Source organism: Rhizobium indigoferae, from assembly GCF_034554815.1.
GTDB lineage: Bacteria > Pseudomonadota > Alphaproteobacteria > Rhizobiales > Rhizobiaceae > Rhizobium > Rhizobium leguminosarum.
Window position 1 is genome coordinate 3,017,510 of sequence record NZ_CP140635.1, and the last position, 13,385, is coordinate 3,030,894.

General features: G+C 63.0%; 17 protein-coding genes and 1 pseudogene. 4 read left to right on the forward strand and 14 right to left on the reverse strand.

Features of this window, described 5'->3' with window-relative positions; all coding sequences use genetic code 11:
* Positions 1-121: 121 nt before the first annotated feature.
* The gene (locus U5G49_RS15220) at positions 122-862 is read left to right on the forward strand and encodes an SIMPL domain-containing protein (protein ID WP_193443517.1); all 741 of its coding nucleotides are present in this window, start codon (positions 122-124) and stop codon (positions 860-862) included.
* 449 nt (positions 863-1,311) lie between these two features.
* Here U5G49_RS15220 and U5G49_RS15225 read toward each other — a convergent pair whose 3' ends face one another.
* The 6 genes and pseudogenes from U5G49_RS15225 to U5G49_RS15250 form a co-directional block, all read right to left on the reverse strand.
* A complete protein-coding gene (locus U5G49_RS15225; RefSeq protein ID WP_018446610.1) occupies positions 1,312-1,692 on the reverse strand; it encodes a hypothetical protein in 381 nt (126 codons plus the stop codon).
* A gap of 177 nt (positions 1,693-1,869) precedes the next feature.
* A complete protein-coding gene (locus U5G49_RS15230) occupies positions 1,870-2,175 on the reverse strand; it encodes a hypothetical protein (RefSeq protein WP_064245031.1) in 306 nt (101 codons plus the stop codon).
* A gap of 126 nt (positions 2,176-2,301) precedes the next feature.
* On the reverse strand, positions 2,302-2,724 hold the full coding sequence (locus tag U5G49_RS15235; protein ID WP_193443515.1) for a secondary thiamine-phosphate synthase enzyme YjbQ: 423 nt from the start codon (positions 2,722-2,724) through the stop codon (positions 2,302-2,304).
* Positions 2,725-2,828: 104 nt separating this feature from the next.
* A pseudogene (locus U5G49_RS15240) lies at positions 2,829-3,181 on the reverse strand (DUF1428 domain-containing protein).
* 91 nt (positions 3,182-3,272) lie between these two features.
* On the reverse strand, positions 3,273-3,812 hold the full coding sequence (locus U5G49_RS15245) for a DUF922 domain-containing Zn-dependent protease (RefSeq protein WP_050565075.1): 540 nt from the start codon (positions 3,810-3,812) through the stop codon (positions 3,273-3,275).
* A gap of 134 nt (positions 3,813-3,946) precedes the next feature.
* Positions 3,947-5,167: an MFS transporter gene (locus U5G49_RS15250; protein WP_026230697.1), complete on the reverse strand. Its 1,221-nt coding sequence runs from the start codon at positions 5,165-5,167 to the stop codon at positions 3,947-3,949.
* 240 nt (positions 5,168-5,407) lie between these two features.
* On the opposite strand from U5G49_RS15250, the gene U5G49_RS15255 reads away from it, so the two are divergent.
* Together U5G49_RS15255 and U5G49_RS15260 are read left to right on the forward strand one after the other, a co-directional pair.
* Positions 5,408-5,875 carry an ester cyclase gene (locus tag U5G49_RS15255; protein WP_047618415.1) on the forward strand — a complete coding sequence of 156 codons (468 nt, stop codon included), beginning with the start codon at positions 5,408-5,410 and terminating at the stop codon, positions 5,873-5,875.
* Positions 5,875-6,801, forward strand: a complete 927-nt coding sequence (locus tag U5G49_RS15260) for an NADP-dependent oxidoreductase (protein ID WP_193443512.1) — start codon at positions 5,875-5,877, stop codon at positions 6,799-6,801. The genes U5G49_RS15255 and U5G49_RS15260 overlap by 1 nt, the downstream gene beginning before the upstream one ends.
* Before the next feature lie 27 nt (positions 6,802-6,828).
* On the opposite strand, the gene U5G49_RS15265 is transcribed toward U5G49_RS15260, so the two are convergent.
* The gene (locus tag U5G49_RS15265; RefSeq protein ID WP_018242965.1) at positions 6,829-7,764 is read right to left on the reverse strand and encodes a LysR family transcriptional regulator; all 936 of its coding nucleotides are present in this window, start codon (positions 7,762-7,764) and stop codon (positions 6,829-6,831) included.
* A gap of 78 nt (positions 7,765-7,842) precedes the next feature.
* On the reverse strand, positions 7,843-8,562 hold the full coding sequence (locus tag U5G49_RS15270; RefSeq protein WP_018446617.1) for a Crp/Fnr family transcriptional regulator: 720 nt from the start codon (positions 8,560-8,562) through the stop codon (positions 7,843-7,845).
* A gap of 133 nt (positions 8,563-8,695) precedes the next feature.
* On the opposite strand from U5G49_RS15270, the gene U5G49_RS15275 reads away from it, so the two are divergent.
* Positions 8,696-8,941 carry a DUF6894 family protein gene (locus U5G49_RS15275; protein ID WP_018242967.1) on the forward strand — a complete coding sequence of 82 codons (246 nt, stop codon included), beginning with the start codon at positions 8,696-8,698 and terminating at the stop codon, positions 8,939-8,941.
* Positions 8,942-9,100: 159 nt separating this feature from the next.
* On the opposite strand, the gene U5G49_RS15280 is transcribed toward U5G49_RS15275, so the two are convergent.
* From U5G49_RS15280 to U5G49_RS15305, 6 genes are all read right to left on the reverse strand, one after another.
* Positions 9,101-9,343: a DUF6894 family protein gene (locus U5G49_RS15280; protein ID WP_018242968.1), complete on the reverse strand. Its 243-nt coding sequence runs from the start codon at positions 9,341-9,343 to the stop codon at positions 9,101-9,103.
* Between the two features lie 81 nt (positions 9,344-9,424).
* Positions 9,425-9,823 (reverse strand): DUF427 domain-containing protein, encoded by a 399-nt coding sequence (locus U5G49_RS15285; protein ID WP_164594728.1) that lies wholly within the window; start codon positions 9,821-9,823, stop codon positions 9,425-9,427.
* Positions 9,824-9,920: 97 nt separating this feature from the next.
* On the reverse strand, positions 9,921-10,613 hold the full coding sequence (locus tag U5G49_RS15290; protein WP_166481041.1) for a B3/B4 domain-containing protein: 693 nt from the start codon (positions 10,611-10,613) through the stop codon (positions 9,921-9,923).
* A gap of 3 nt (positions 10,614-10,616) precedes the next feature.
* Positions 10,617-11,516, reverse strand: coding sequence for a DMT family transporter (locus tag U5G49_RS15295; RefSeq protein ID WP_193443510.1), 900 nt, complete (start codon positions 11,514-11,516; stop codon positions 10,617-10,619).
* Between the two features lie 83 nt (positions 11,517-11,599).
* Positions 11,600-12,406, reverse strand: a complete 807-nt coding sequence (locus U5G49_RS15300) for an AraC family transcriptional regulator (RefSeq protein ID WP_193443536.1) — start codon at positions 12,404-12,406, stop codon at positions 11,600-11,602.
* A gap of 75 nt (positions 12,407-12,481) precedes the next feature.
* Complete coding sequence (locus tag U5G49_RS15305; RefSeq protein ID WP_193443508.1) at positions 12,482-13,279, reverse strand: APH(3') family aminoglycoside O-phosphotransferase; 798 nt, start codon at positions 13,277-13,279, stop codon at positions 12,482-12,484.
* Between the last annotated feature and the right edge of the window lie 106 nt (positions 13,280-13,385).

Genomic DNA, 13,385 nt, shown 5'->3' on the forward strand with positions numbered 1-13,385 from the left:
GGATAGAGGCATCCCTGACATTTTTTTCTCGCTACACATGCGCCTGTCTTTTCCGCCGTAATAGCTTCACAATCAACCGACAGAAAGCTCTTCCGGGAAACGACAACCAAGGAATGAAAACATGGCGCCGATCTATACCAGAACAGTCCTGATGACCGCCCTTTTGGCGCTGCCGCTGGCCGCCGCAGCGCCCGCCTTCGCGCAGGAGATGAAGCCGCGCGAGCCGGTGATTTCGGTGACCGGCGATGGCGAATCGTCCGTCGCTCCCGATATGGCCATCGTCAATTTCGCCGTCGTCAAACAGGCGAAAACCGCCCGCGAAGCGCTCGACGAGAACAACAAGGCGATGAACGACGTGCTTTCCGCGCTGAAGAGCGGCGGCATCGCCGAGCGCGACCTCCAGACCTCCGGCTTTTCCATCCAGCCGCAATACAATTATCCGCAGCCGGTCGACGGCCAGCAGCAGCAGCCGCAGCTGATCGGCTACCAGACCATCAATTCGGTCACCGTCCGGCTGCGCGATCTCGCCAAGCTCGGCGCGGTGATCGACCAGTCCGTCAGCCTCGGCATCAACCAGGGCGGCGACATCCAGTTCACCAACGACAAGCCGGATGCCGCCATCGAAGAGGCGCGCAAGAATGCCGTCGCCGAAGCCGTCAAGAAGGCGAAGACGCTGAGCGAAGCCGCCGGCGTCAAGCTCGGCCGCATCATCGAGATCAGCGAGAATGTGCCTCGCGCAATGCCGCAGCCGGTCTATCGCGCTACGATGATGAAGGAGGCCTCCGACGCTGCCGTTCCCGTCCAGAGCGGCGAGAATAATTACAATGTCAGCGTCACCGTGACCTTCGCCATCGAGCAGTAAAATGAAAGCGCCGCGCGTCTTTTCAGGCGCACGGCGCTCGGTTCAATGTCATCTTCTGCGCGTCGGCCCGAGAGAACGCCGATGCCGGCCCCTCATCCGGCTGCCGCCACCTTCTCCCCGCCTGCGGGGAGAAGGGGATATGCCGCGACCTCTCCGTTTCCACTTTGCTCTCCGCAGGGCACGTCCCCTCTCCCCGTTTTTACGGGGAGAGGGTTAGGGTGAGGGGCAGCCATTAGCGCAAACCGGACTGCGGTGGGACAAGGCCGAGGATGACGCCGGGGAAAGAGCGAGGTTTGTCACAAAACGGAGCGCCGCGCGTCTTTCCAGACGCGCGGCGTTGTAAAAGAGACTTTCACAAAAAGAAAACCGCCCTTGCCGATCCGGGGAGACTGGCAAAGGCGGTTCTTAGCCGCCGCATCGGGGAGACGAGGCGGTATTCGACCTTGATATCAGCGGCGCAGAGCGGGGCAACCGCGCACATTGCCGAAGCTCATCTCATCGGGGCCGCGACGGGTCCAACCCTGGACGATCACGCGGCGCGGCGTGATGTCGACGACGCGGGCGCGGCGGAAGCCGTAATCGCGAGCGAGGTTTTCGGCGAGCTGCGGATTGCAGCCGCGCGACGGGCGGCCGTAGCCCGGAAGCGGACGGTCATAACCCGGAGGCGGACGGTCATAACCCGGAGGCGGACGGCGATAGTCCTGCGGCGGACCCCGGTCCGGCTCGCCAATAATGATATTCAACTGGGCGGCGGCAGGCGCCACCGTGCCGGCCAGGGTACCGGCTGTCAGCATGACGGCAAGACCCGCCTTTGCCAGAAACTGCATCATCGAAAAACCTTTCGTTTGAAAGTCGGGCCGGTCAAGCCGCCCTCCCCATTCGTCCGCATTACGCCGAAGCGTCATTTGGGAATCACTCATACAGGTCAGAGAAGAGACGGCTGAAAGTGTCAGCGTCAAGGCAAAAACGGGGCGGCAAGCACCACATGGGCGCTTGCCGCGGAGTCCTCAGCGCCGGATCAGCGGGCAGCCGCGGACATTCGCGAAGGTAATCCTGTCCCAGCCGCGGCGTTCGCGCCCCGCGACGACAACGACTCGCGGCGACATGCGGGTGATGCGGGCGTCCCGCAGGCCGAAATCACGCGCCTTGCGCACCGCATGCATCGGCGAGCAGCCGCGTATCGGACGATGGTATTGCGCCTCGACGATAAAGCTCGTCTGCGGCCCTGCGGCGGCGGCCGTGGAAACTGTGGCCGGAATGGTGCAGAGGGCGAGCAAAGCGGCAAGCGAAGCCTTAGTCAGGAAATGCGTCATGGGGTGTCTCCGTCGATTGGTATTACCTAAGCTCTCCCTTCAGGGATTGTCTCGACAGTAACCGCCGCAAACTGAACGGTGTTCGAACCGGGCATTCAGTTTGCATTCACAAGAATGAATCCGGTTTCAGCTGCCAAGATGCAGCACGATTTCGCGCCGGTGCGGCCGGTCGCGATGTTCGTAGAGATAGATACCCTGCCAGGTGCCAAGCATCAGCCGCCCCCTGGCGACGGGAATGCCGATTGAGACCTGCGTCAGCGCCGCCTTGATATGCGCCGGCATGTCGTCCGGCCCCTCGGCCCGATGCACGACCCAGCCCATCGAGGGATCGGAGGCCGGCGGCACGAGGCGGCGGAAGAAGGAGAGAAGATCGGTGCGCACGTCGGGATCGGCATTTTCCTGGATCAGCAGCGAACAGGAAGTGTGGCGCACGAAGACGGTGAGAAGCCCCTCCTCCCGCCCCGACGCTCTGACGAAGGCCTCCGCCTGGTCGGTGAATTCGTAAAGGCCCTGTCCGCGTGTGGACAAGATGAGGATCATCTGAGGCAAGGCGCTCTCCCGTCTGGAATGACATCTCCCGGGAGTTGGCGCGCCGTGACGGCCAAGTCAATGCTTGCCTCACGCAAGTCTACACGCGCCCTGGCAAGGCGGCATCAGAGCTTGAGCATCATCTCGAAGCCGCCATAGATCATCCGCTTGCCGTCGAACGGCATCTGCCATTGGTCGCCCTTGAGTCTCGGATCGTCCATCACCTTCGCATTGATATCGTCACGCTCCTGCCGGGACCGGTAGACGATCCAGGAAAACACCACCACTCGTCCTCCTTGGCCTGCACGGCGCGGGGAAAGGAGGTCAGCTCGCCATAGGGCACGTCGTCGCCGATGCATTCGACATATTCGAGCGCGCCATATTCCTTCCAGATCGAGCCGGCGAAGGTCGAGAATTCTTTGTAAGCATCGACATTCTCCTTCGGCACCGCCACGATGAAACCGTCGACATAGGACATTGCGCTTCTCCTCCACCTGCCCTCGTTAGCGGGAGAGATAGGAGATCGGTCGGGCAGGTCCAGGGATAAAGCGCGCGGCAGCGACGGGCAATCAGGGCCCGTTCACCAGCTTCAGGATGAGCTGCTGGATATTGCCGCCGTCACCCATTTCGATCTTGTCGAAGTCACGGCCGCGCTGGCGCTGCCTGCCGGAAATCTCGCCGAGGCGGCGGGTCAGTTCGATCCGGATCTTCTTGCAATCGGGATCGTCGGCGACGGTGAGGCCGATGCTCGTCGCCTCGATTTCCTTGACCATCTCCTTGATGGTCTCGCCATGCACCCGCTCATGGGCCTGCACGCCTGATATGAAGGCCTGCCAGCTGCTCTTGACGGCGGCCGGCAGCTCGGCCGCCGGCTTCGGCAGCGTATAGGTGATGATCAGCTTCGGCCGGTTGGTCGTGATCACGCAGGCGTTTCCCTGCGGTTCGTATTTCCGGGTCCAGGTCAACTTGAACGTCGTATGCGCGATCACCCTGCCCGCACCGGCTTCAGGCCCTCGCGCCCCAATCGATTCATAGAGCTCAGCGCCCGTTTTGCCTGATATCGAATAAGGCCGCACCTCTTCGACCGCCTGCCACTCGGCCAGCGCCATAGCCGGCACCGACGTGAAAACTGCCGCCAGGACACAGGATAGGAAATTTGTCGTCGTCACGCGCGGCTCCGCCGAATGATATTTGGGGCGAACCTAACGGGAGCGGTCGCCGCTTTCAACGCGTCATGCATGCACTAGCCCTGCAGCGTCTTGACCTTGGTGAGATCGGGGAAGAGCCGCATCCACAGGAGCACGACGACGATCGTGCCGAACCCGCCGACAACGCCGGTGGCGACGGGCCCGAGGGCTGCCGCCATCATGCCGGATTCGAATTCGCCGAGCTGGTTGGAGGTGCCGATGAACAGCGAGTTGACGGCACTGACGCGGCCACGCATTTCGTCCGGCGTCAAAAGCTGCACCAGCGAGCTGCGCACGACGACGCTCACCGTGTCGGACGCGCCGACGACGAGCAGCGCTACGACGGAAAGCGCGATATTGGTGGAGAGCGAGAAGACGATGGTGGCGACGCCGAACACGGCGACGGCGGCAAGCATCTTGCGCCCGACATTGCTCTCGAGCGGCCGGCGGGCAAGCACGATCGACATGGCGAGCGCGCCGACCGCGGGCGCCGCGCGCAGCAGGCCGAGCCCCCACGGACCGGCATGCAGGATATCGCGGGCAAACATCGGCAGCAGCGCGGTCGCGCCGCCGAGCAGCACCGCGAAGAGATCGAGCGAGATCGTGCCGAGCATCACCGGTCGGCTGCGGATGAAGGAGACGCCGGCAAAGACCGAGGCTAGTGTCACCGGCTCGCGCTTGGCAGGGCTCCATTGCATCCGGATCGAGATGACGTTGAAACTCGCAACGGCAAAAAGCAGCGCCGCGATGGCAAAGGGCGCGACGGGATGGAGGCCATAAAGCAGGCCGCCGAGCGATGGGCCGACGATCAGCGCCGTCTGCATCATCGAGGTCGAGGTTGCGACCGCCTTCTGCAGCATCGAGGCCGGCACGATGTTCGGCAGCAGCGCCGCCATGGTCGGGCGCTCGAAGGCGACGACGGCGCCGAGCACCGTGACGGCGGCAAGGATGCCGGCCGGCGTCAGCCATTGCTGCCAGGTGGCGATCGCCAGCACCAGTGCCGTCACCGCCTCGATCAACTGGCAGACAAGCCCGATGCGCCGCCGGTCGAACCGGTCGGCGACATGACCGACGACGAAGGTCAGCACCGCCATCGGCAGGAACTGGCAGAAGCCGACGAGGCCGAGCGCAAAGGCGCTGTGCGTCTGATCGTAGATCATCCATCCCATGGCAATGCCAATGGACTGGAAGGAGAGCGAGGAAAAAACGCGGGAGGCAGCGAAGTTCAGATAGCCGGGGTGGCGAAGAACGCTCCCCGGTCCTTGGGATATGTCCATTACGATGTCACCGGCCGGCAGCGCGGGTCCGCCAGCCTTTATAGAGTTTTTGAATGCCGGAACGGTGTTCTGCTCGAATGGATGGCTTGTCAATCGGAATGAGCTGCGCTCACCGGATTGCGTTAGGCCGCGGGCCTTTGCTCATACAAAATATGGATGAGGCGATATATCAGGTATCAATTTCCGATATGGAGCGGCTGGCCGTAGCCTCATTGCTGTTACCAAACCAAGAGGCTTTCGATGACCATCGACACCACGGCAAGTACGCTGACCGCAGAGCAGCACGCAACGCTTGAAACCTTCTACGGCGCCTTCACGCGCAAAAATCCCGATCTTCTCGATGAGGCCGTCACATCAGGCTGGCAGGATATTCCGCTCGCCCCCGGCCAGGGTCCCGGGCCAGCCGGGCTGAAGCCGATCATCCTCGGCTTTATCGAATCCCTGCCGGATGTGGAGATCGTGGTCGACGAAGTGATCGGCTTCAACGACCGCGCCGGCGTTCGCGCCCGTATCGTCGGCACCCAACGCGGCGCGCTCTTCGGCATTCCGGCGACGAATCGCCGAATCGAGATCGCGCTCCATGAATTCCACCGCTTCGAAGGCGACAGGATCTCCCACACCTGGCATCTCGAGGACTGGTTCGGCATGCTGCACCAGCTCGGCGCCTGGCCGCCGAAGACGACGTCCCTTCATCCGGAGAGCGCGTGATGAAGGCCGCCCGCATCCATGCCTATGGCGCGATAGACGATATCCGGATCGAGGATGTGCCCGAGCCGGTACCCGGCCTTGACGACGTGCTCATCCGTGTCGAGGCGGCCGCCCTCAATCCAATGGATAACAAGCTGCTTGCCGGATATCTGAAGGACTTTTTCCCCCTCGCCTTCCCCTATACGCTCGGGACCGATCTCGCCGGAACGGTGGTTGCAACAGGCCCGCTCGTCGCCACCGTCAGGCCGGGTGACAGGGTGATCGCGCGCACCGATCCGGCAAGCGGCGGCGCCTTTGCCGAACTGGCGGCCGTGCCCGCCCGATTGGTCGTTCCGATGTCGGCCGATCTGCCGCTCGCAAGCCTCGCCGGCCTGCCGACGGCTGCGGCCAGCGCCTGGCAGGCGCTGTTCGAGGCCGGAGCCGTCCAGCCCGGCCAATCGGTGCTTATCCATGCCGGCGCCGGCGGCGTCGGCAGCTTCGCGGTTCAGCTTGCAAAGCGTGCCGGCGCGCATGTGACGGCGACAGCCTCCGCGGCCAATCTCGACCTCGTCCGCTCGCTCGGCGCTGACGGGGTGATCGACTATCGCAACCAGGATTTTACCGCCTTCGCGACGGGCCTCGACCTGGTGATCGACACGATTGGCGGCGAAACGCTGGAGCGATCACTCGGCATCATCCGCCGCGGCGGCAAGCTCATCGGCCTTTCCGCACCGTTCGACACCGAAGGGCCGAAGGCGCGCGGCATCGATGCGCAATTCCTCTTTCACCAGAGCGATGCCGGCCGCCTGGCTGCGGTGGCGGCACTTGCCACAGATGGCCGTCTCCAAAGCGTCATCGGCCAAGAATTCGCCCTTGCGGACACAGTCGAGGCCTTGCGGTCCCTTTCGAAGGGTGGCGCCCGCGGCAAGACGCTGCTGATGGTGTAAGGCGAGCTGGCTACTTCACAAGCAGGATCAGTTCGATTCCCCGAGCCGATCCTGCTTTTTCGCCGCAACTGACCCGATCAGTTCGCGGAACCACTGCTGCCCGACATGGGAATCGTTGCGGCGATGCCATGACAGCGCAAAGGAGACCGGCAGCAGCTCGATCGGCGGCTTATGGAGAGACAGCTGGGCGCGGCTATCCGAAACGTCGACGATGCCGCGCATCAGCGTGGCGACGAGATCGGTCTCGGCGACGATCGCCGGCGCCGCATACATCTGCGGCAGCGTCAGGCCGAGCCTGCGGCGCAGGCCGAGTTCCGAAAGCTTACGGTCGACATGGCCATAACGATCGCCTTCCGGCGATACGAGCAGGTGGTCGAGCGCGACGAAAGTATCGAGATCGAGACCCCTTGCCGCCGCCGGATGATCGGCGCGGACGATCGAAACGAAGCTCTCCTCGAAAAGCAGCCGGGAAAGGATGCGTGGCGACGTGGAAACCGGCACGCCGACCGCCGCATCGACCTCGCCAGCATCGAGCATTTCCACCGCCTTTTCACGGGCGATGAAACCCTTGACATCGATGCTGATATTGGGCGCGGCCTGCCTGATCGCAGCCAGCAGCTTCGGCAGAAGCACGAAGGCTGGGTGTTCGGAGAGACCGAGCCGGAACGAAGCCGATGACGACCGCGGGTCGAAGACACCGCTGAAAGCCAGCGCCTCCTGCGCATGCCGCAGAGATTTTCCGATCGGCTCGGCAAGATCGAGCGCGCGCGGTGTCGGCTCCAGCCCGCTCGGGCTGCGCACGAAGAGCTCATCCTGAAAAAGCTGGCGCAACCTGGCAAGTGCAGCACTCATCGCCGGCTGGGTGCGGCCGATGCGGGCGCCGGCCCGGGTGACGCTGCGCTCTGCCATGATCGCGTCGAAGGCGACCAGGAGGTTGAGATCGACCGCTGGAAGGTTATTCATGATGTGGATGATCCTGGTCGACGACTATCGACCGGCAACATGTTGCAAACCCCGTTTAGATGCAAGAACCATGACGCCCTAGCGCGGTTCCCTGGAGATGCTGAGATAGCCGGGATCGAATTCGGCGATTTCCTGCAGGCGTTCCCAGTCGACGATGGTGATCGTCCGGTTCTCCCAGATGAACACGCCCTCGCGCCTCAGCGCCTGCAGCGTCTTGTTCAGATGGACGACGGAAACGCCGAGCACGTCGGCCATCTCGATCTGCGTCAACGGAAACTGGAAGCTTGCGCCCCGCGTCCGCTTCACCACCTGCAGCCGCACGAACAGTTCGCAGACGAGGTGGGCGATATGGGCGCGCTTGGAGCGCCGGCCCATGGCGACGATCCACTCGCGGTGGATGGCGCCATCGACGAGCGTGTCGAGCCAGAGCAGCCGCGTCAGGTGCGGCATGCGCTCGGTGATCGTTCTGAGATCGCCGTGGTCGGCGAAGGCGACATGGCAGGACGACAGCGCAACGATGCCGTGATCCATCTTCTTGATCGGGAAAGCGTGCAGATCGACGAAATCGCCGGCGACATGCAGTGCGGTGATCTGGCGACTGCCATCGGCCATCACCTTGTAGCGCGCCGCAAATCCATCAAGCAGCAGCGTGCTGTAACCCGGCCTGCTCCCTTCGGAGACAAGATCCTCCCCGGCAGCAAAATACCTGTCTTTGACGATGATCGCTCTGAGATGGCTTTCCTCTTCGGCCGACAAAATATCGCGGCTTCCAAGGTTGAGCAGCAGGGATTCAATCACGGTCTTGCCCGCCCGATATTGCTGGAGCCCTGATCCATTTCGATGCGACCTATATTTTCTATAAGAATCAATGCCTAGCCTCGGGAACAATTGTCTTCATCTGTGATTTCTCCTGTGACGCGCAGGAAAGAACATGGCTCGCTACTATTTCGATCTACACAACGGGGAAGGCCCCACGCGCGACGAGCACGGTACCGAGCTCAGATCTCGTGAAGACATTCCGAAGGAGCTGACCCGCATCCTGCTGGATGTGGCCCGCGACGAACTGCCCGCGGGTGATCGAATGACGATCGCCATCACCGTTCGCGACGAGAGCGGCGATCCGGTCACGGTTGCCAGCCTCGTCTTCAACAATGAATGGCTCGACGTCTTACGATAGCGGTTGCCGTTTAGGGGCTGCCGCCGGTCACTCCTACGCATCAATCCGACTCGGTCGGTTGGCGCGACGCTAAGACCCGCCTTGATAGCCGGCAATTAAATTTGACATAGTCTTTTGATTGCTTTGGCTCGATCGACCGGCATTCGCAGCTTGGCGTGCCTATCGTGGCTGTTTCGCAATTTCTTCGAGAATCAGCCGGATTTCTGCGAGCGGTCGCCGGCTTTCATCGAAGAGTTCCACCGACATCATGTTCAGAGGTGCAGCCGGCAGACCTTCGGTGGCCATCTCCGCCAACACGCGCCGTGCCTCCGCTTTCGCAGCTTCGATGGATTCAAAATCATATGCCGTCTCGGTCGTCCCGGCGCCATCACGATCGAAGAGCTGAAAATAGAATTTTGGCACGACACATCTCCCCGCTAGATGACCCTAACGGTCCGGCGGCAAACATGTTCCGCCGGAACGGGTTCAATGTCATGCGTGCCGTCAGAAGGCGCCGGCTTCCGGCGAGGCCATCTCTTCGATGCCGTCGACACGGTCGGGATAGAAGGCGAGATGGTCCTTGATGCTGCTGACCGCGGCATTCGGCGCCTCGTAGGTCCACACGGCATTCTTCGAGCGCTCGCCGCCCGGAATGATGCTGTAATAGGAGGCGTCGCCCTTATAGGGGCAATGGCTGCTATGGTCGGTGCGCTGAAGCAGCGACATGTCCACATCCCTGCGCGGAATATACTGCACCGGCGGATAGGAGGCCTCGCACAGCGTCAGCGCATCGCGGGTATCGGCAACTGTCTTGCCGCCAAGCGTGACGACGACGCGGGAGGGATTGTGCTCGACGGTGATCGGATGGTCCGGCCCCGGAATCTTGAACGACTTGTCTGACATCGGGTTCGTCTCCAGAAGCTATCGATCGCATAGAGATAGGGCGGGCATGCCGCCGGCCCAAGGCCCCGAACGTTGCTTTCCCTGAAACGCTGCGCCCTTAGAACTCGAAACGCGGCGACACCGGACTTAGCATCGCCGTTTTCGCCGCCGCCGGCCAGTGCCGCGCAAGCGCATCCGCAACTGTTTCGACCAGCCTGGCGATGTCGTCGCCGGCGGAGGCGTGCAGCGCCTCGGCAACGATCAGCACCGAACGCGTCGTCTCCCGCACCGCCGAAAGCCCGCTCTGCCGGTTCGTCCAGCGCCGCGCATGCGCGTTCTCCCCGCCATCTGCAAAGATCACTTCGTCCGGCTCGGGATATTCGATTTCGCCGCCAAAGGTCAGATAGGTCTCGTCACCCCTAGCCCGACGAACCTGGAGATCGCCCACGATCTTTTCAGCGTCGAAGACGGCGACCGGAATGGCGAAGGCCAGCGAAATCGCATTGCAGAGATCGATGAGCGGATGCAGGCGCGGCAGCGCATGTTCCTGGCGGAAGCGGCGCAGCAGCGCCTCGGAAGCGCAGCGATATTGCGTCGGCTTCAGCCCCATGCGGGAAAAGCCGCGCCGCCAGGCCTGGATTTCAGGGAATTCGCCTTCCTGCGCTAGCGTCAGCCGGGCCTCGGCGATTGCGTTGAAGTCTGCGATCGCCGCCTCGACATCGGCATTCGCATGGATCCCTCCCGCATGCAGCGCGCCGGCGCGAAGCTCTGGAAAGGCCTGCCATATGGCATCGGAATGGCTGAACTGCATGATCTATCTCCCGCCGGCAAGTTTGACCGTGCGGGTCCCGGCAAAGGCGAGACCGAGCACGGCCGCGAGCACGCAGGCGATGCCGGCGAGCTGGTGGAGCCCGACCTGTTCGCCGAGGAGGACGAAGGCAAGCATGACGGCGGAAACCGGAGCCAGCGCGGTGAAGAGCGCAGCTTCGGTGCCGCTCACCCTTTCTGCCCCCGCATACCACAGCAGAAATCCGCCGACGGTCGGCACCAGCGCATAATAGACAACGGCGGCGACAGCGCTTGCGGAAATGTCCTGTGCGAAAGGCGCTTCAAAAATAGCGGCCGGGATGGCGGCAACGATGAAGCCGATGCCGGCCATCATCGTCGACTGCGCAAGTGGCGCAATCTCCGTCTTCAGCTTTTTGTTCAGCAGGATGAACAATCCCTCGCAGACGACCGCCAGGAAGATCAGTGCATTGCCGGAGAGTGATCCTCCGGCCGCATCCGGCGTGAAGGCGATCGACAGCACGCCAGCCGTCGCAAGCGCCACAGCCAGAAGCAGGGCACGCTGCGGCCGTTCGCGAAGCAGCAGGATGGAGATTGCGGCCGCCACCACCGGCAGCGTGCCGATGATGACGCCGGCATCGGCCGCCGAGGTCAGGCTGAGGCCGGAGATCAGCAACGTCGTATAACCGACGCTGCCGGCCCCGGCCTGAATGAGGAGGATGAGGCGGTCGCTCCTGGAGAGCTTCGGCAGCCGCGCGCCGGTCGCCCACATCAGCAGGAGAAAGACCGGAAAGGCGATGGCGAAGCGCAATGCGGTGGCGCTGAACGGCGGCAGACCCGACGCGATCAACTTACTTGCGATCACAGTGCTTCCCACAGTCAGCATCGCCATCGCCAGATAGAAAAACCCATGAACCTGTCTCGACATCCAGCGTCTCCTGTTGCGCGAGCCGAGGAAACAGCAGGAGCCGGTCGGGGTCTTGAACGAAATTGCAGCCGCAAAATCGACGTTCAGACAAAGGCGCCGGCATAGAGGCGCGGCGACAGACCGTATTTGCGCACGAAGACCCGCGTCATGTGGCTCTGGTCGGCAAAGCCGCTGGCAAAGGCGGCTTCCGCAAGCGGCATGCCCTGAGCGATCAGCCGGCGGGCGATATGGATGCGGGCCTGGACGAGATAGGCATGCGGCGTCAATCCGGTCGCCTTGGCAAAACCGCGCAACACCTGGAAGCGGCTCAGTCCGCTTTCCCTGGAGAGATCGGCGAGCGAGACGGCGGCAAGCGGATCGTCGTCAATCAGGTTTCGGGCGGCGCGGATCGACGCCGGCACCAGTGGCCGCTCTTCGGCGCCGCCGCGCTCGCGCATGACGTCGGCGACGAGTTGCAGAAGCAGTTCCTCGCAGAGCAGCCCATCCGCCGCCGCCCCGCCGGTAACTGCGCAAAACAGCGTTTCGAAACCGGCGGCGATCGCCGCATTGCGGATGACCGGATGTGGGATTTCCGATCGCCCTGCCCCGCCTTCGCTGATCTTTTGCGACAGACCGGTGACGATGGCGGGGGCGAAATAGAGGATGCGCCACGACCGCCCCTCACCGATCGGCGCACCATCATGCACCTCGTTCGGATTGACCGTGATGATGTCGCCGGCCTCTGCCTCCACCATGCCGCGGCCGCTGAGCGACGACTGCGCACCGGCGGAAATCAGGCCGATGCCGAATTGCTCATGCGTGTGCCGGTCGAAGCTGTGAGGCGTTTCCGCTTCCACCGCTTCGACGCCAGCCAGCGCCGAGCGCAACATCCTGAACTGGTTCTTCGCCATCGTCTGCCCGCAGGTCCGATCGCCGGCCACTCTGCCAGCCGCATGGGCATGACGCAATCGCTGCAGCCTGGACGCCTAAAAGAACTCGTCGAGCAGCTGATAGTATTCGAGCCGAGCCGGATCGGTGGCCGGCATGCCGTAGCGATCAAGGAAGGGCTGCACCAGCGCCTCGCCGAATTTATAGGCGATGCTGCGGCAGGCGAGTGCGATATCCTGATAGCGGTCGGCGATGCCAAGCCGGCTGCAGTCTATATAGCCGGAGAACCCGTCTTCCCAAGCGATGAAATTCGGCAGGCAGGCGTCGCCATGGGTGACAACAAGATCCTCGCCGCCTGGCCTCCCGCTTTCGAGTTCGGCAAACAGAGCCTCGGCACTCTTTCCAAGCCGCGTCTCATCGAAATCGGTCTCGTCGACGATGCCGGCCTGCATCCGCGCTTTCGCCGCCGCCATGCGTCTCTCCAGCCGATGGTCGAAGGGGCAGGATGCGATCGGCAGGCGATGCAGGTCAAGAAGCGCCGCAGCCAGCAGCTCGACCCGCGCAAGCGGCGTCAGCGCCGATGCACTGGCGAGATCACTCCCGGGCAGCGCGTTGATCAGCAGCCGGTTGTGCACACCGTCACCGTCCTCCGCAACAACGTCGGGACAGGACAGACCGCAAGTCTTGAGCCAGCGAAGCCTGGCTGCCTCGTCGGCGAGCTCGCCGAAAGCACCAGCCTCTTCGACCTTCAGATAAAGCGTCGGTAATCCGAGAGCTTCCAGCCGGAAGACACTCGCGGCGGAACGGCCGAGCGCATCGCGTTCGAACCGGTAACCAGCCAGACGGGCATCAAGCGCACCCGCCGACGGCGGTTGATCCTCTTGGGAAATCGACATGATATCTGGAACCATTGACGCCAACCGCATTATCCCGACCAGTCGGGAGACCGCAAGCGGCGCGATCGGTCAGCACACAATGGCAGACTGAACCGATCCTCTGCGA